Raw genomic sequence first — 16,233 nt, 5'->3', positions numbered from 1 at the left:
CATGACGACGCTGGTTATTGCCGAACACGATAACGCCCAGCTCAAGGGCGCAACCCTGAACGCCGTCGCCGCCGCCGCCAAGATCGGAGGCGACGTGCATGTGCTGGTCGCCGGCGCCAATGCACGCGCCGTGGCCGACCAGGCCGCCGCCGCCGCGGGTGTCGCCAAGGTCCTGCTGGCCGACGCGCCGCAGCTGGCCGACGGCCTGGCCGAGAACGTCGCCGCACAAGTGCTGGCCGTGGCCTCGGGCTACAGCCACATCCTGTTCCCCGCCACCGCATCGGGCAAGAACGTGGCCCCGCGCGTGGCTGCCAAGCTGGACGTGGCGCAGATCTCCGACATCATTGGCGTGGAATCCGCCGACACCTTCCAGCGCCCGATCTACGCCGGCAACGCGATTGCCACGGTGCAGTCGGCCGACGCCGTCAAGGTCATTACCGTGCGCACCACCGGCTTTGACGCCGTGGCCGCGCAAGGCGGTTCCGCCGCGGTGGAAGAAGTTGCCGCCGTTGCCGATTCGGGCCTGTCCACTTTCGTGGGCCGGGAAGTCGCCAAGAGCGATCGTCCGGAACTGGCGGGTGCTCGCGTGGTGGTGTCCGGTGGTCGTGGCCTGGGCAGCGCCGAGAACTTCAAGATCCTGGATCCGCTGGCCGATAAGCTCGGCGCCGCGCTCGGTGCTTCGCGCGCTGCGGTTGACGCTGGCTACGCGCCTAACGACTGGCAAGTCGGTCAGACCGGCAAGATCGTCGCGCCGCAGCTATACGTGGCGGTTGGTATCTCGGGTGCTATCCAGCACTTGGCCGGCATGAAGGATTCGAAGGTCATCGTCGCCATCAACAAAGATCCGGAAGCGCCGATTTTCGGCGTGGCGGATTATGGCCTGGTGGGCGATCTGTTCCAGGTCGTGCCTGAACTCACCGGCGCGCTGTAAGCCGCAAGACGCCGTTGTATGAAGGGCCCGCCAGCTTCGCGCTGGCGGGCTTTTCCGTTTTTGGAGACAGTGGTTTGAACTCTTTCAGTCCAGACTCTCCAAATCTTTTGCTTTATCGAAAGTTTCTGATAATGTGTTTCACGCGCAGCTCGATTCGCGCAAGTGCTTGGCCTGTACAGAACGAAGGAGATTCGGGATGGAATGGTTCTTTGACACTCTGCGAAAATATCCGGAACTTGCGATTTTCCTTACCCTGGGTCTCGGGTATTGGATAGGCGCCAAGAAGCTCTTCGGATTCAACCTCGGTGCAGTTACCGGCACGCTGTTGGTTGGTGTGCTGGTAGGGCAACTCAACATTACTATTGCTCCAATCGTAAAGCAGGTGTTCTTCCTGCTTTTTCTTTTTGGACTCGGCTACGGCGTCGGTCCTCAATTCTTCCGCGGCATGAAAAGCGATGGCCTACCTCAGGTCATTTTCGCGGTCATTATTTGCGTTATCTGCCTGTTGGTCACTTGGGCAACGGCGGTCGGGTTCGGCTTTGACGCCGGTACTGGCGCGGGCCTGCTGTCCGGCGCCCAAACCATTTCCGCAGTGATGGGCGTGGCGACGGACACGATCAACGGCTTGAACGTGGATGCGGCGACCAAGAAGAAATGGATCGACAGCATCCCGGTGGCCTACGCGGTCTGCTACATCTTCGGCACGGTTGGCAGCGCCTGGATCCTGGCCTCGCTTGGCCCGAAGCTGATGCGTGTGGACATCGTGAAAGAGTGCAAGGACTATGAGGCCAAAATGTCCGGTGGCGCCGACTCGATGGAGCTCTCCGGCTACCGCAAATTCACGGCCCGCGCCTATAAGTTGGATCACGCCGACCTCGTGGGCAAGACGGTGGGCGAGCTGGAGTCCCGGTTCGTCGAGGCCCGGGTCTTTGTCGAGCGCATCCGCCGTGGCGATCAGATCGTGGACTGCGATGCGAAGACCGTGCTGCAGGCGGGCGACGTGCTTGGAGTCACCGGCAGGCACGACGCCCTGGTCATCCAGGCTCCCGGCATCATCGGCGGCGAGGTCGAGGACCGCGACGTGATCAATCTGCCAGCCGAGATTGTCGAGGTCGTGCTCACCAACAAGAATCTGGCCGGCAAGACGGTCCAGGAAATCGCGCAACACGACAAAGTGCGTGAATTGGGGCGTGGCGTGTTCCTGCGCAAGGTCGTGCGCGGCGGCCACGAGATGCCGGTCAATTGGGGGCTGAAGCTGGACCGCGGCGACCGACTTTTCCTGCTGGGCGCCAAGCGCGACGTGGAGCGCGTGGTCGGCAAAGTGGGTTACGTGGACCGTGCCACCGATCAGACCGACATGGTGTTCGTTGGATTTGGCATCCTGTTGGGCGGGCTGTTCGGCTCGCTCGTGCTGACGGTGGGGGGAATACCGATCACGCTGTCCACCTCGGGCGGTTCGTTGATTGCCGGCTTGATCTTTGGTTATCTGCGTTCCGTGCATCCGACCTTCGGGCGTGTGCCGGAGCCGGTGCACTGGTTCCTGACTTCCGTCGGGCTGACGACATTCGTAGCAGTGGTCGGCATTTCGTCCGGACCGGGCTTCGTCCTGGGCTTTCAGCAACTGGGGGCAAAACTCTTCATTGCCGGCATCATCGCAACCAGCGTGCCCATGATCCTGGGCGTGTTCATCGCGCGGTATCTCTTCAAGTTCCATCCCGCCATCGCGCTGGGCGTGTGCGCAGGCGCCCGGACTACGACGGCCGCCATCGGACAGATTACCGAAACGGCGAAGAGCCAGGTACCCGCCCTGGGCTACACCGTGCCCTATGCGATTGGCAACACCCTGCTCATTATCTGGGGGATTGTCATCGTCATGCTCATGACCTAGCGGGCCCCCCCGCAGGCCGCCCGGCTTGCGGGCAGTACGAGATGGGCGGCGGACCTACCTGTCCCCGCCCGAAAGCGCCTGTCACAACACAAACCAGGAGTACTGAACGATGGCTTCCACCGCGCCTCTCACCGTCAGTTTGGCCTCGGCCTTGAAAACGACCCGCTCTCACCAACGAGAACTGGAGCAATTGTCTCCCTTCGAGCTGAAGGACTATTTGATCACCCTGGCCAAGGATAGCCAGCAAGTCGCGGCCGCGACCATGTTGAACGCGGGGCGCGGCAATCCCAACTGGATTGCGACCGAACCGCGCGACGCGTTTTTCCTGCTAGGCCAATTTGCCATGAAGGAGGCGCGCCGCGTGCATGATGAAGTCATCCTGGCCGGCATGCCTGCCAAGAAAGGATGCGCGGACCGGCTTCGCAAGTTCCTGTCCAAGCACAAAGGCCAGGATGGACACGATTTTCTGGTCGGCGTGCTGGAATATGGAGTAAAGGTCAAGGGATTCGACCCGGACGAGTGGATCTACGAACTGACCGACAGCATCATCGGCGACCACTATCCGGTGCCCCCTCGCGCCTTGGTGCACATCGAGCAGATCGTGCACGATTACCTGATCAAGGAAATGTGCGACGGCCGTCCTCCCAAGGGGAAGTTCGATCTGTTTCCGGTCGAAGGCGGCACGGCGGCCATGTGCTACATCTTCGATTCGCTGATGCAGAACGGCTTGTTGAAGCAGGGCGACACGATCGCGCTGTTCCTGCCCACGTTCACGCCCTACATCGAGATCGCGCACCTGGAGCGTTTCCAGTTCAAGATCGTCGCCATCAATGCGAACAGCATGCGTGCCGACGGCACGCATGATTGGCACTATCCGGCCTCCGAGATCGCCAAGCTCGAGAATCCGAAGATCAAGCTGGCGGTGACGGTCAATCCCAGCAACCCGCCGTCCGTGGCCTTCAGTCCGGTGGAAATGAAGCAGATCGTGCGCTTGATTCGGAAGAATCCCGATCTGGTGCTCGTGACGGACGACGTGTATGGCACCTTCGTCCCGAACTTCCGTTCATTGATGGCCGAGGTTCCGCACAACACGATTTGCGTGTATTCGTTCTCCAAGAATTTCGGTTGCACCGGCTGGCGCCTCGGGGTGATCGCGACGCACGAGACGAACACGATGGACCGTCGCATTGCCGAGTTGCCCGCCTCCTGGAAAAAGCGCCTGGACAAGCGTTATGGCGCCATGACGATGGAGCCCGAGAAACTCAAGTTCATCGACCGTATGGTCGCGGACAGCCGGAATGTGGCGCTGAACCATACTGCCGGCCTGTCCCTGCCGCAGCAAGTGCAGATGGGCTTTTTCGCTTTGGCTCATTTGCTGGACTTGAAGGACGCGTACAAGCATCTGACGATGGAGATCGTGCGGCGCAGGCGCGATTCCTTATGGCAGGGGCTCGGTATCCCCATGCCGCCGGATGATCCGATGCGTGGCTGGTACTACGTGGAACTGGACTTCATGGTCTGGGCCAAGGTGATGTATGGGGATGCGTTCTGCAAGTACATGGTCAGCAACTACGAGCCGGTCGACTTCCTGTTCCGTCTGGCCGAGAAATCGGGTGTGGTGCTGATGGACGGGGGAGGCTTTGGCGGTCCGCCGTGGTCCATCCGGATTTCGTTGGCCAACCTGGACGATGCCGATTACGCCAAGATCGGCAAGCACATGGTTGAAGCCGCGAGCGAGTACGTCGAAGCCTGGAAGGCATCCGAATTGGTGCGTTCCGGTCCGACCGCCGGCAAGGGACAGACCATCAAGGCCGCTGCGGCCAAGCGCGGAGGGACGGCCAAGAAGGCTGGCAAGACCGCTGCAAAGAAGGCGGTGAAGCAGGCAGTCAAGAAGGCCGATACCGCGGCGCGTTCTGCTAAAAAGTCGAAAGCGGGCAAGTAAGCCGCGCAAACGGGTGAAATGACGACATGACTTGCTCGGTCGGGTTTTTCAATAGCGTTCCCATCGCAGTGCTGTTCGTGACGGTGGGATTGGGATACCTGATCGGCAAGCTCAAAGTCGGGCCGATACAGCTGGGTGGCGTGTGCGGAACGCTCATCGTCGCCCTGCTGATCGGTCAGACGGGTTGCCAGATGCGAGGCGACCTGAAGGAAGTTGCATTCGCCTTGTTCATTTTCGCGATGGGGTATTCGGGCGGTCCACAGTTCTTCGCGAACTTGAACCGCTCCAGCCTGCGGTACATCGCGCTGCCTCTTATTGAAGCCTTGCTGGTGTTGACGATCGTGCTGGTGGCGGTGCCGCTGTTCGGTCTGGACGCCGGGACGGCCGCGGGCCTGGCGGCAGGCGCCGCCACCGAGTCGGCGGTGGTCGGTACCGCTGCCGAAGCACTCAAACACCTGGGGTTGGCGGATGCCGATGTTCAGCGCATGGAAGCCAACATCGCCACGGCCTATACGCTGACCTACCTTGTGGGTCTGATCAGCATCGTGTTCTTCACCAGCCAGATCGCGCCGGCGCTCTTGCGGATAAACCTGCGCGAAGCCTCCAAGGCGCTGGAGGAGAAGCTCGGGGTAGCGGCGGGTGAAGGCGAAGAATCGAACATGCCCACGCTGCCGCGGCTCGTGGGGCGCTCGCATGTGGTCAAGGACGCCGATGGCAAGAGTGTCGCCGAGATCGAAGCCGAACTTGGGGGCCGCACCGTCATCAGCCGTATCCTGCGCAATGGCGAAGCAGTGGACGCCACGCCTGACGACAGGCTGGCCACCGGCGACGTCGTCGTGGTGCTGGGCTTGCGGCGTTTTGCGCTGCGCGCGGGCTCCGTCATCGGACCCGAGATCCAGCTGCCGGAGGCGCATGCAGACGACCTGCAGCTGAGCGAGCTGGCCGTCATCGTGAACAAGAAGGCCGTCAACGGCCATACCGTCGGCGAATTGGCGAAGCGGCCGAATGCCCGCCGCGCGCGCGGCGTGTTCCTGCAATCGATCGTGCGCTCGGGCCACTCGCTGCCCATCACGCCGTCCACCGTGGTGCAGTACGGCGACCTGGTCACGCTGGTGGGCGCCGAGCCGGAACTGTCCCAGGCCGGCGCGGCGCTGGGCAACGAACTGCGCCGCAGCGGCGTGACCGATCTGGTGTTTCTGGCATTCGGCATTCTCGCCGGCCTGCTGATCGGCAGCCTGAGCGCGCGGCTCTGGGGCATTCCCGTCTCGCTGGGCAGCGGCGGCGGGGCGTTGGTCAGCGGTCTGGTCTGCGGCTGGATCAATGCCAAGCGGCCCTCGATCGGCCATATGCCGGAACATGCCGTGCAGCTGCTGAAGGATTTGGGGCTGGCGGTGTTCGTGGCTTGCGTCGGCCTGTCGGCGGGGCCGGAGGCCATTGCGCTGATCCGGGAGCACGGCGCGGTGCTGCCGCTCATCGGCCTGCTGGTGTCGTTGGGCCCGGCTTGCCTGTCGCTTTGGGTGGGTCACAAGATCCTGAAGATCGAGGGGCCGCTGCTGGTCGGTGCGATTGCGGGCCAGCATGTCAGCACGCCGGCCATCAGCGCCATCCTGACCTCCAGCGGCAGCTCCGTGCCGCTATTGGGCTACACAGTGACCTACGCCATCGCCAACGTGCTGCTGCCGGTGCTGGGCCCGATCATCGTGTCGCTCGCGCATCACTTGAGCTAGCGCCGATCCTGATTCAGCAGCGCGCATCCCCGCCACGCCTGATCGTTGATCAGGCGTTTTATTTCGTCCTTGCAGATTGCGATCACCTGGTCGACCGCAGGGGTTGGCGGCAGGCTCTCGCTGGCGCATAACACCAGTTCGCGCGATAGCGACTCGTCCAGCGCATGCGCCACGATGGATCCTTCCTCGATCTCGGGCTGCGCGGCTGAGCAGGGCAGGATAGTCGCGGCCATTGCGCTGCGCACTGCGGGCACCAGAATGGCCGAGGTGCTGGCCTCCGCAAACAGGTTGCAGGTCAGGCCCGCAGTCAGGAAAGCGTGGTCCAGGCGCGCGCGCAGCGTGTTGGGCAAGCTGGGAAGAACCAGGGGCAGTGGCGCAAAGTCCGCGATGGCCAGGGTGCGGCGGGGTAGTTTGACGCTGGCATGAGCCAACAGGAACAGGCTTTCCCGAAGGAGTGGCGTGCGCACCAGGCCCTGCATGGGTTGCTGGTCGGGAGACAGGGAAAAATCGATGCGGCCCTGCAGGACCAGCTTCGTCAGGTCCGCGCTGGGCACATCGACGATTTCCAGCACCACCGAAGGCAGCTCCGCCTTGGCCCGCCGCATCAGTGGCAACGCTAGCATGCGGGCGGTGCTGGAAGCCAGACCTATCGATACGGTCCCCGTGACTTGGTCCCCGGTCTTGGAAAGCAGGCTGCGCGTGCTGTCGACCTGGCGCAGGATGGTTTGCGCGTGCCGGTACAGCAACAGGCCTTCCGCGGTGGGCTGGACTCCCTTGACTCCGCGCACCAGCAATGCGACGCCCAGGCTTTCCTCCAACTGCGCCATCTGCTGGCTGAGCGCGGGTTGGGCCACATGCAGGCTTTCGGCGGCGCGGGTCATGTTGCGCATTTCAACGACACGGACAAAGTACTTGAGCTGTCGCAGATTCATGGAATAAGAGAATCTTATGGATGGATCGGAAAATAGTATTTTCGGGGCCTGTGATGCGCTGCCTAGAATGGGCTTCGTATCACGGGAGGACGACTATGAGTCTGCCGTTGGCAGGGCTGAAGGTGCTGGATCTGACTCGGGCTCTGTCCGGGCCGTTCTGCACAATGATTCTTGGAGACCTGGGCGCCGAGGTTGTGAAGGTGGAACCCATGCCCGCAGGCGAGATGGCGCGGCAGTGGGGCCCTTTCGATGATGACATAAGTGTTTATTATCTTAGCGCCAATCGCAGCAAACAAGGCATAGGCGTGGATTTTCGCAAGCCGGAGGGGCTGGCGCTGTTGCGCAAGATGGCTCTGGCTTCCGACATCGTGGTCGAAAACTTCAAGGTCGGGACGATGGATGCCATGGGCTTGGGATACGCGTCACTGGCCCAGGATCACCCGGGTTTGATCATGGCATCGATTTCCGGCTTTGGCAGCAAGGGACCGGCGCGGGACTGGGCCGGGTTTGACCAGGTGGCGCAAGGCTATTCCGGGTTCATGAGCCTGACGGGCACGCCGGAGTCCGGACCGACGCGCGTGGGCGTCGCCATCGGCGACCTGACCGCTGGCATGTGGCTGGTCATCGGCATCTTGTCCGCCGTGGCGCAACGCGCATCGACCGGGCGCGGGCAGCACGTGGAAACCTCGCTGCTGGCGGGCCTGATGGCGCTGCTCAGCGTGCAGGGCCAACGCTATCTCAGCAAGCACGAGGTGCCGGAGCCTTGCGGCAATGTGCACCCGGTGATTGCGCCCTACGGCACATTCGAGACGGCCGATGGGCCGCTCAACCTGGCGCCGGCGACCCAGGCCATGTGGGTGCGGCTCTGCGGCATTCTGGGCTTGTCCCATCTGGTGTCGGACGAGCGCTTCCTCACGAATGCGGAGCGCATGCAGCATCGCTACGAACTGAAGCTGGAACTGGAAGCGGGGCTCAAGCGCAAGACGCGCATGGAATGGACCGCCCTGATGATCGAAGGCGGCATTCCTGCAGGACCCATCAACACGCTGGAGGATGTGTTCGCCGATGCGCAGGTGCAGGCCTCTGGGCTGGTCCAGTCTTTGACGCACCCGGTGCTGGGCGAATTGCGTCAGGTGGGCCTGCCCATCGGGCTGAACGGCGCCGAGACGGCAAGCCGCCGCGCGCCGCCCGTGTTCGGTCAGCATACGCGAGAGGTCTTCGCGCGCTACGGCATGGCCGATGCCGAGATCGACCGGCTGCTGGCGGAGGGCGTGGCGCATCAGGCGGAGGCCCTGGCATGACGGACTTCGCGGAGACGCCCGATCTCTCCATCGACCAGCATATAGCGACCATTCGCCTGCGCCGGCCGGGCCATGCCAACCGGCTTGGGCCGCAGGATCTGGCGGCACTCAGGGATCATCTGGACAGGGTGAACGCGGACGACAACGTGCGGGTGCTGCGCTTCCTGTCCGGGGGCAAGTATTTTTGCAGCGGCTATGACATTTCGTCGCTAGCCTCGGACAGCGCGCCAAGCTCGCTCTATTTCGGCCAGACCATGGACCTGATCGAGGCGGCGCGTCCCGTGACGATCGCGGCCATCCAGGGCGGCGTTTATGGCGGCGGCACGGATCTGTGCCTGGCATGCGACTTCCGTATCGGCACGCCGCAGGCCGACATGTTCATGCCGGCCACGCGGCTCGGCCTGCATTTTTACGCGGGAGGCATGTCGCGCTATGTGACGCGGCTGGGCCTGGACCAGGCCAAGCGCCTGTTCCTGACGGCACAGAAGCTGCAGGCCGACGAAATGCTGCGCATCGGATTCCTGACGGAAATGGTGCCGGACGACATGCTGCCTTCCCGGCTGGACGCCTTGAGCCAACAGATCGCCGGGATGGCGCCGATACCGCTATTCGGCGTGAAGGCCCATCTGAACCGCATCGCGCGAGGGGAGGTCGATCTGGCCGCAATAGAAGAGGCGGTCCTGCGCTCCGAGCGGTCCCGCGACCTCGCCGAGGGCGCGAAGGCGTGGAAGGAAAAGCGCCCGCCGAATTTCACTGGCTGCTGAAGCGGCCGGTGCATGAACAGAGAGCCGCGCCACAAGCGGCTCCGATGCCATCAAAGGAGACACTGATGAAACCTGCTATTGCCGTCTGCGGCGCCTTGCTTGCTGTCATCGCGGCGTCCGCCACGCCCGGCGGCGCGTATGCCGCCGAGCCCTATCCCAGCAAACCCCTGACCTTGGTGATCGGATTTCCGCCTGGCGGCGGCGCCGATCAGGTGGGCCGAGTCTACGCGAATGCGCTGGCCCGGCAATTGAAGCAGCCTGTGGTCGTCGAGAACCGCCCCGGCGCCGGATCCACCATCGGCGCCAGCCTTGCGGCGCGCGCCGCAGCCGACGGCTATACGCTATACCTGGGGAATTCCAGCGTCATGGGCAGCGACAGCGCCTTGTACAAGGTGGATTACACGCCGGACAACTTCGTGCCCGTGGCGCAGCTGACCACCGGTCCCATGGTCTTGATCGCGAATGCCAAGCTGGGGCTCAAGAGCGTGCAGGACCTGATCGACCGCGCCAAGAGCAAGCCGGGCACCATTAACGTTGCATCGTCTGGCAATGGCGTCATTACGCATCTGGCGGCGGTTGAGTTCATGACGCTTACCGGCGTGAAGCTGATGCACATCCCCTTCAAGGGCGGCGCGGCGGCGGCGCAATCCGTGGCGGCGGGCGATACGGATATCTCGTTCGCCACGGCGCCCTCGGCCAAGTCGGTGATCGATACGGGCAAGGTCGTGGCGCTGGCGGTCACCTCTGGCCAGCCCTCGCGGCTCTTGCCCTATCCGCCCATTTCGCAAACTGTGCCTGGCTACGACCTTTCCAACTGGTGGGGCATCTTTGCTCCCAAGGACACTCCGCCTCAAGTGCTCGAAACCCTGTTCAAAGCCAGCAACGAGGTGCTGGCGCTGGCCGATGTGCAGCAGGGCATGGCGGCCGGATACGAGGAAGTGACCCCGTCCGCGTCCCTGGCCGCTTTCGGGGAGTACGCCCGCAAGGAAGGAAGCAAGGGTTTAAGATTGGCCAAAGAAAGCCTAGAGACTGCCAATTGACGGAGACCCCATGCCCTACGTAACCCCGCTGCAGGACTTCCGCTTTGCCTTGAAGGAGCTGGCCGGACTCGACGAGGTCCTGAAGCTGCCCGGCTTCGAAGAAGTCACGCCCGATCTGGTGGACGCCATCCTGGAAGAGAATGGCCGCTTCGTGGAACAGGCCGTCGCGCCGCTGAATGTGCCGGGCGATACGCAGCCGCCGGTCTGGAAAGACGGCCGGGTCACCACCACGCCGGGTTACGCGCAGGGGTTCAAGGACTATGCGGCGGGGGGCTGGCAGGGCTTGCAGCATCCCGCCGAGTGGGGCGGCCAGGGGCTGCCCAAGCTGGTTGCGGCGGCGCCGGGCGAGAACATCCAGGCGGCCAGTCTGGCGTTTTCCTTGTGCCCCATGCTGACGGACGGCGTGATCGAGGCCTTGCTCACGGTCGGATCGGACGCGCAGCGCAAGCAGTACGTGCCGCAGCTGATCGGCGGCAAATGGACTGGCACGATGAACCTCACCGAACCGCAAGCCGGTTCGGATCTGGCACAGGTGGCGACCCGCGCGGTGAAGCAGGACGACGGCAGCTACCGCCTGACCGGGCAAAAGATCTTCATCACCTATGGCGACCACGACCTGGCCGAGAACATCATTCACTTAGTGCTGGCGCGCACGCCGGACGCGCCGGCCGGCGTGAAGGGTATTTCACTGTTCATCGTGCCCAAGTTCCTGGTGCAGGCCGACGGCAGCCTGGGCAAGCGCAACGACGTGTGGTGCGCGTCGCTGGAACACAAGCTGGGTATCCATGGCAGTCCTACCGCCGTGCTCCTGTACGGTTCGGGCAAGGGCGAGGCAGGCGAGGGTGCCATCGGCTATCTGGTCGGTGAGCAGAACCGCGGCCTGGAATACATGTTCATCATGATGAATGCGGCCCGTTACTCGGTGGGGCAGCAGGGCATAGGCGTGTCCGAGCGTGCCTACCAGCATGCCCTGGCCTATGCGCGAGACCGCGTGCAGGGGCGCGCGGTGGAAGGATCGGCCGGGCCGGTGGCGATCGTGCGTCATCCAGACGTGCAGCGCATGCTGATGACCATGAAGGCGCTGACCGAGGCGGCCCGCGCCGTGTCCTACGTGACCGCGGCCGCGCACGACAAGGGCACGCATCATCCCGATCCGGAATTGCGCGCGCGCAACCGCGCCTTTTATGAATACATGGTGCCCATCGTAAAGGGCTACTCGACCGAGACCGCGGTCGAGGTCGCGTCACTGGGCCTGCAGGTGCATGGCGGCATGGGCTATATCGAGGAAACCGGGGCTGCGCAGTATTACCGCGATGCGCGCATCCTGCCCATCTACGAAGGCACGACCGCGATCCAGGCCAATGACCTGGTCAGCCGCAAGACGCAACGCGATGGTGGCGCCACGGCCCACGCAGCGATCTCGGCAATGCGGGAGACCCTGCGTGCCGTGGAAGCCGAGGTGACGCGCGCGTCCGCGGACGAGCGGGAGGGGCTGCGCCTGCTGCGCGACAACCTGGATAGCGCCATCCAGGCCTACGAGGCCGGAGTGGCGTTCATCCTGGAGCAATCGCCGACCAACATCCGGGCGGTCTATTCCAGCAGCGTGCCGTATCTGATGCTGGCCGGAGTGGTGCATGGCGGCTGGCAGATGGCGCGAGCCGTGCTGGCCTGCCGCCGTCATCTGGCGGCCGGGTCCTCCGATCCGTTCCATACAGGCAAATTGGCGACGGGATTGTTCTACGCTGCCCATATCCTGCCGCGCGCGCTGACCCTGTCCGCAGCCGTGCGTGCAGGGGCCGTCGCGGACGCCTGCGGCGCCAGCCTGAATATTGCATAAGGTTATATGACTTGCGTATTTCCTCGGCTAAAGGTTTGATGGAAGAATCGTTTCACAGGCGCTACGCTACGCCATGAAACGCTGTTCCTGCGCCGCCCTCCCAACGGGCGGCCAGCTCCCCCCAAACCTGCATCTGCACACAGGAGACACCATGAGTCATCTACGCCTGGGCGACACTGCCCCTGATTTCGAACAGGAATCCTCGGCTGGGCCGATCCGTTTCCATGAGTACCTGGGTAACAGTTGGGGGGTGCTGTTCTCGCACCCCGCCGATTTCACGCCTGTCTGCACGACCGAACTGGGCTACACCGCCAAGCTCGCCGACGAGTTCGCCAAGCGCAATGTGAAAGTGCTGGCCCTGTCGGTCGACGGCGCCGATTCGCACACCAAGTGGATCGAGGACATCAACGATACGCAGTCCACCAAGGTCAACTTTCCGATCCTGGCCGACAAGGACCGCAAGGTGTCCGAGCTCTACGACATGATCCACCCGAACGCCAACGCCACGCTGACCGTGCGTTCGGTGTTCATCATCGACCCCAACAAGAAGGTGCGCCTGACCATCACGTATCCGGCCAGCACCGGTCGCAACTTCAACGAAATCCTGCGCGTCATCGATTCCCTGCAACTGACGGACAGCCACAGCGTGGCCACGCCGGTGAACTGGGAAGACGGCGATGACGTGATCATCGTGCCGTCCCTGCAGGACGAGGCCGTGATCAAGCAGAAGTTCCCGAAGGGCTACAAGGCCGTGCGTCCGTATTTGCGCATCACGCCGCAACCGAATAAGTAAATTCGGAAATCGCGGGGGCGGCCCCCCGTACGCAACCGCCGTCTTCTCCTGGGGAAGACGGCGGTTTTTCATTGGGAGACGCGAGCGGAGCGGGCGATGTTCCCATTGCTGGGACTGCGGTCCTATATGCCTGCGAGCGATGAGCAACCAAATAATGATTCGTTCCGTTCAGAACGTCCAGCCAGCACACTTGCTCCCACATTGCCGAACACAGGGAGCAAGGGATGTCTTTCAGGAAAGCCGGATGGTTGGCCGCCTTGGCCGCAGTGACGATGTCGTTTGCCGCGATTGCGCCGGCCCAGGCGCAGCAGAAGCAGACACTCTTGAATGTCTCGTATGACCCGACCCGCGAGCTGTATCGCGCCATCGACGACGCATTCATCAAGGAATACAAGGCGAAGGCGAACGTCGACCTGACCATCCGCCAGTCGCACGGGGGCTCCGGCCGCCAGGCGCGGTCCGTCATCGATGGCCTGGAAGCCGACGTGGTGACGCTGGCCCTGGCCTATGACATCGACGCCGTTGCCGACCGCGGGTTGCTGCCCGCCGACTGGCAGGCTCGCCTGCCGCAGAACAGCTCGCCCTACACCTCTACCATCGTGTTCCTGGTGCGCAAGGGCAATCCCAAGCAGATCAAGGACTGGGACGATCTGGTCAAGGATGGCGTGCAGGTCATCACCCCCAACCCCAAGACCTCTGGCGGCGCGCGCTGGAACTACCTGGCCGCCTGGGCCTATGCGTTGGAGAAGAACGGCGGCAGCGAAGACAAGGCCCGCGCCTTCGTGGGTGATCTGCTCAAGCACGTGCCCGTGTTGGATACCGGCGCGCGCGGCGCCACCACCACCTTCGTGGAGCGCGGTGTGGGCGACGTGCTGCTGGCCTGGGAGAACGAGGCATTCCTGGCGCTTGAAGAACTGGGGCCGGACAAGTTCGACATCGTGGTGCCGTCGTTGTCCATCCTGGCCGAGCCGCCGGTGGCCGTGGTCGACAAGGTCGTGGACAAGAAGGGCACCCGCGCCGCGGCGCAGGCCTACCTGGAGTTCCTCTATACGCCCGCTGCGCAGGAAATCATTGCCAAGAACTACTACCGCCCTATCGACAAGACCGTGGCCGCCAAGTACGAAAGCAAGTTCCCCAAGGTCAAGCTCGTGACTATCGACGACAAGATCTTCGGCGGCTGGCGCAAGGCGCAGAAGGATCACTTCAGCGATGGCGGTACGTTCGACCAGATCTACCTGCCGCAAAAGAAATAAGCAAATAACGATCGGACGACGGCCATGACGATAGCCTCGAACCCGGTGGCAAGCGGCGCGCAAGCGCCTTTTGCCTTTCGGCGCAACAGCCCGGGTGTGCTGCCCGGATTCGGTATCTCGATGGGTTACGCGGTGCTGTACCTGAGCGTGCTTGTGCTCATTCCGCTGGCGGCATTGCCGATCAAGAGCGCCGGGCTGGGCTGGCAGGGCTTCTGGGATGCGGTGACCGCGCCTCGGGTGATGGCCTCGTACCGGCTGACCTTCGGGGCCTCGTTTATCGCGGCGCTGGTCAACCTGGTGTTCGGCACGGTGGTGGCCTGGGTCCTGGTGCGTTACCGCTTCCCGGGCAAGAAAATCCTGGACGCGCTGGTCGACCTGCCGTTCGCGCTGCCCACCGCCGTGGCGGGTATCGCGCTGACTTCGCTGTATTCGCAGAAGGGATGGCTGGGCGGGCCGTTGGCCGATTGGTTCGGCTGGAAGGTGGCGTTCACGCCGCTGGGCATCGTCATCGCCCTGATTTTCATCGGCGTGCCGTTCGTGGTGCGCACCGTGCAGCCCGTGCTGGAAGACGTGGAGCGCGAGATCGAAGAGGCCGCCGCCAGCCTGGGCGCCAATCGTTGGCAGACCATACGGCGGGTGCTGCTGCCCATCATCATGCCGGCCTTGATGACCGGCTTCGCACTCGCGTTTGCGCGCGCGGTGGGTGAATACGGTTCGGTCGTGTTCATCGCCGGCAACATGCCCATGGTGTCCGAGATCACGCCCCTCTTGATCATCGCCAAGCTCGAGGAATTCGACTACGCCGGCGCCGCTGCCATCGCCACGGTGATGCTGGTGCTGTCCTTTGTGCTGTTGCTCGTCATCAACCTGTTGCAGGGCTGGCAGGCCCGCCGCAATCTCGGGAGGCTCGCATGAGCGCCGCGGATCGTCCCGCCCATCTGACCGAGCCGCGCTGGGTGCGTGGCGTGCTGCTATTCGTCGCGCTGGGTTTCCTCGCTCTGTTCCTGCTGGTGCCGCTGGCGGCCGTATTTGCCGAGGCCTTCAAGAAAGGGTGGCAGCTGTACCTGGACGCCATCATCGAGCCGGACGCGCTCGCAGCCATCCGGTTGACGCTGCTGGTCGCGGCCATCGCGCTGCCGCTGAACCTGGTGTTCGGCGTGGCCGCGGCCTGGGCGATCACCAAGTTCCAGTTCCGCGGCAAGCAGTTCCTGATCACGCTGATCGATCTGCCGTTCTCGGTGTCGCCAGTGGTCGCGGGCCTGGTATTCGTGCTGTTGTTTGGCACCCAGGGGTGGTTCGGCGGATGGTTGCAGGCGCACGACATCAAGATCGTCTACGCCGTGCCCGGCATCGTGCTGGCGTCGCTATTCGTGACTTTTCCGTTCGTCGCGCGCGAGCTGATTCCCCTGATGCAGGCACAGGGCAGCGAGGAAGAACAGGCGGCGCTGACGCTGGGCGCGAGCGGCTGGCAGATCTTCTGGCGGGTGACCTTGCCGAACATCAAATGGGGCCTGCTTTACGGCGCCATCCTGTGCAACGCGCGCGCCATGGGCGAGTTCGGCGCCGTGTCGGTGGTGTCCGGGCAGATCCGGGGCCTGACCAACACCATGACGCTGCACGTCGAGATTCTCTACAACGAATACCAGTATTCCGCGGCGTTTGCCGTGGCGTCGTTGCTGGCCCTGCTGGCACTGGTGACGCTGGTGGCCAAGAACGTCGTGGAATGGCGCAATGCGCGCTTTCAGCAAGCCGCCGACCTGCCGGTCGAGTATCCCGGCCAGGCGGCCGCCATCAAGCCGGCCATAGCCTGAGGCGGCGGCCCGGA

General features: G+C 63.5%; 13 protein-coding genes. 12 read left to right on the top strand and 1 reads right to left on the bottom strand.

What is annotated here, in order from left to right; all coding sequences use genetic code 11:
* The first annotated feature begins 1 nt into the window (after position 1).
* From CEY08_RS01455 to aspT (CEY08_RS01440), 4 genes are all read left to right on the top strand, one after another.
* Entirely contained in the window at positions 2–931 is a 930-nt protein-coding gene (locus tag CEY08_RS01455; RefSeq protein WP_042792534.1) for an electron transfer flavoprotein subunit alpha/FixB family protein, read from the top strand.
* Positions 932–1,127: 196 nt separating this feature from the next.
* Positions 1,128–2,819, top strand: a complete 1,692-nt coding sequence (gene aspT / locus CEY08_RS01450; RefSeq protein ID WP_076815685.1) for an aspartate-alanine antiporter — start codon at positions 1,128–1,130, stop codon at positions 2,817–2,819.
* A 109-nt stretch (positions 2,820–2,928) separates the two neighbouring features.
* Positions 2,929–4,761 (top strand): bifunctional aspartate transaminase/aspartate 4-decarboxylase, encoded by a 1,833-nt coding sequence (locus tag CEY08_RS01445; protein WP_076815683.1) that lies wholly within the window; start codon positions 2,929–2,931, stop codon positions 4,759–4,761.
* A 26-nt stretch (positions 4,762–4,787) separates the two neighbouring features.
* Positions 4,788–6,488 carry an aspartate-alanine antiporter gene (gene aspT, locus CEY08_RS01440; RefSeq protein WP_076815681.1) on the top strand — a complete coding sequence of 567 codons (1,701 nt, stop codon included), beginning with the start codon at positions 4,788–4,790 and terminating at the stop codon, positions 6,486–6,488.
* On the opposite strand, the gene CEY08_RS01435 is transcribed toward aspT (CEY08_RS01440), so the two are convergent.
* Positions 6,485–7,420, bottom strand: coding sequence for a LysR substrate-binding domain-containing protein (locus tag CEY08_RS01435; RefSeq protein WP_042792538.1), 936 nt, complete (start codon positions 7,418–7,420; stop codon positions 6,485–6,487). The two genes, aspT (CEY08_RS01440) and CEY08_RS01435, sit on opposite strands and share 4 nt — an antisense overlap.
* A 95-nt stretch (positions 7,421–7,515) precedes the next feature.
* Between CEY08_RS01435 and CEY08_RS01430 the strand changes: the two genes are divergently transcribed.
* The 8 genes from CEY08_RS01430 (at position 7,516) to cysW (ending at position 16,219) form a co-directional block, all read left to right on the top strand.
* The gene (locus CEY08_RS01430; protein ID WP_076815680.1) at positions 7,516–8,721 is read left to right on the top strand and encodes a CaiB/BaiF CoA transferase family protein; all 1,206 of its coding nucleotides are present in this window, start codon (positions 7,516–7,518) and stop codon (positions 8,719–8,721) included.
* Positions 8,718–9,485, top strand: coding sequence for an enoyl-CoA hydratase/isomerase family protein (locus CEY08_RS01425; protein ID WP_076815678.1), 768 nt, complete (start codon positions 8,718–8,720; stop codon positions 9,483–9,485). Before CEY08_RS01430 ends, CEY08_RS01425 begins: the two co-directional genes overlap by 4 nt.
* A gap of 65 nt (positions 9,486–9,550) precedes the next feature.
* Entirely contained in the window at positions 9,551–10,525 is a 975-nt protein-coding gene (locus tag CEY08_RS01420; protein ID WP_076815676.1) for a tripartite tricarboxylate transporter substrate-binding protein, read from the top strand.
* A gap of 10 nt (positions 10,526–10,535) precedes the next feature.
* On the top strand, positions 10,536–12,362 hold the full coding sequence (locus CEY08_RS01415) for an acyl-CoA dehydrogenase (protein ID WP_076815673.1): 1,827 nt from the start codon (positions 10,536–10,538) through the stop codon (positions 12,360–12,362).
* Positions 12,363–12,513: 151 nt separating this feature from the next.
* Positions 12,514–13,155, top strand: coding sequence for a peroxiredoxin (locus CEY08_RS01410; RefSeq protein ID WP_076815671.1), 642 nt, complete (start codon positions 12,514–12,516; stop codon positions 13,153–13,155).
* Between the two features lie 272 nt (positions 13,156–13,427).
* Positions 13,428–14,408, top strand: a complete 981-nt coding sequence (locus CEY08_RS01405) for a sulfate ABC transporter substrate-binding protein (protein WP_223306523.1) — start codon at positions 13,428–13,430, stop codon at positions 14,406–14,408.
* Between the two features lie 24 nt (positions 14,409–14,432).
* Positions 14,433–15,323: a sulfate ABC transporter permease subunit CysT gene (gene cysT, locus CEY08_RS01400; RefSeq protein ID WP_076815669.1), complete on the top strand. Its 891-nt coding sequence runs from the start codon at positions 14,433–14,435 to the stop codon at positions 15,321–15,323.
* Positions 15,320–16,219, top strand: a complete 900-nt coding sequence (gene cysW, locus CEY08_RS01395; protein ID WP_063641715.1) for a sulfate ABC transporter permease subunit CysW — start codon at positions 15,320–15,322, stop codon at positions 16,217–16,219. Before cysT ends, cysW begins: the two co-directional genes overlap by 4 nt.
* Positions 16,220–16,233: the final 14 nt, after the last annotated feature.

It is taken from the genome of Achromobacter insolitus, from assembly GCF_002209555.1.
GTDB lineage: Bacteria > Pseudomonadota > Gammaproteobacteria > Burkholderiales > Burkholderiaceae_B > Achromobacter > Achromobacter insolitus.
This window is presented reverse-complemented; position numbering and strand designations above follow the sequence as displayed.

Bases quoted from the DNA above. Each gene is read 5' to 3' on its own strand.
- CEY08_RS01455 (WP_042792534.1), top strand. From the start codon at position 2: ATGACGACGCTGGTTATTGCCGAACACGATAACGCCCAGCTCAAGGGC.
- aspT (WP_076815685.1), top strand. From the start codon at position 1,128: ATGGAATGGTTCTTTGACACTCTGCGAAAATATCCGGAACTTGCGATT.
- CEY08_RS01445 (WP_076815683.1), top strand. From the start codon at position 2,929: ATGGCTTCCACCGCGCCTCTCACCGTCAGTTTGGCCTCGGCCTTGAAA.
- aspT (WP_076815681.1), top strand. From the start codon at position 4,788: ATGACTTGCTCGGTCGGGTTTTTCAATAGCGTTCCCATCGCAGTGCTG.
- CEY08_RS01435 (WP_042792538.1), bottom strand. From the start codon at position 7,420: ATGAATCTGCGACAGCTCAAGTACTTTGTCCGTGTCGTTGAAATGCGC.
- CEY08_RS01430 (WP_076815680.1), top strand. From the start codon at position 7,516: ATGAGTCTGCCGTTGGCAGGGCTGAAGGTGCTGGATCTGACTCGGGCT.
- CEY08_RS01425 (WP_076815678.1), top strand. From the start codon at position 8,718: ATGACGGACTTCGCGGAGACGCCCGATCTCTCCATCGACCAGCATATA.
- CEY08_RS01420 (WP_076815676.1), top strand. From the start codon at position 9,551: ATGAAACCTGCTATTGCCGTCTGCGGCGCCTTGCTTGCTGTCATCGCG.
- CEY08_RS01415 (WP_076815673.1), top strand. From the start codon at position 10,536: ATGCCCTACGTAACCCCGCTGCAGGACTTCCGCTTTGCCTTGAAGGAG.
- CEY08_RS01410 (WP_076815671.1), top strand. From the start codon at position 12,514: ATGAGTCATCTACGCCTGGGCGACACTGCCCCTGATTTCGAACAGGAA.
- CEY08_RS01405 (WP_223306523.1), top strand. From the start codon at position 13,428: ATGTCGTTTGCCGCGATTGCGCCGGCCCAGGCGCAGCAGAAGCAGACA.
- cysT (WP_076815669.1), top strand. From the start codon at position 14,433: ATGACGATAGCCTCGAACCCGGTGGCAAGCGGCGCGCAAGCGCCTTTT.
- cysW (WP_063641715.1), top strand. From the start codon at position 15,320: ATGAGCGCCGCGGATCGTCCCGCCCATCTGACCGAGCCGCGCTGGGTG.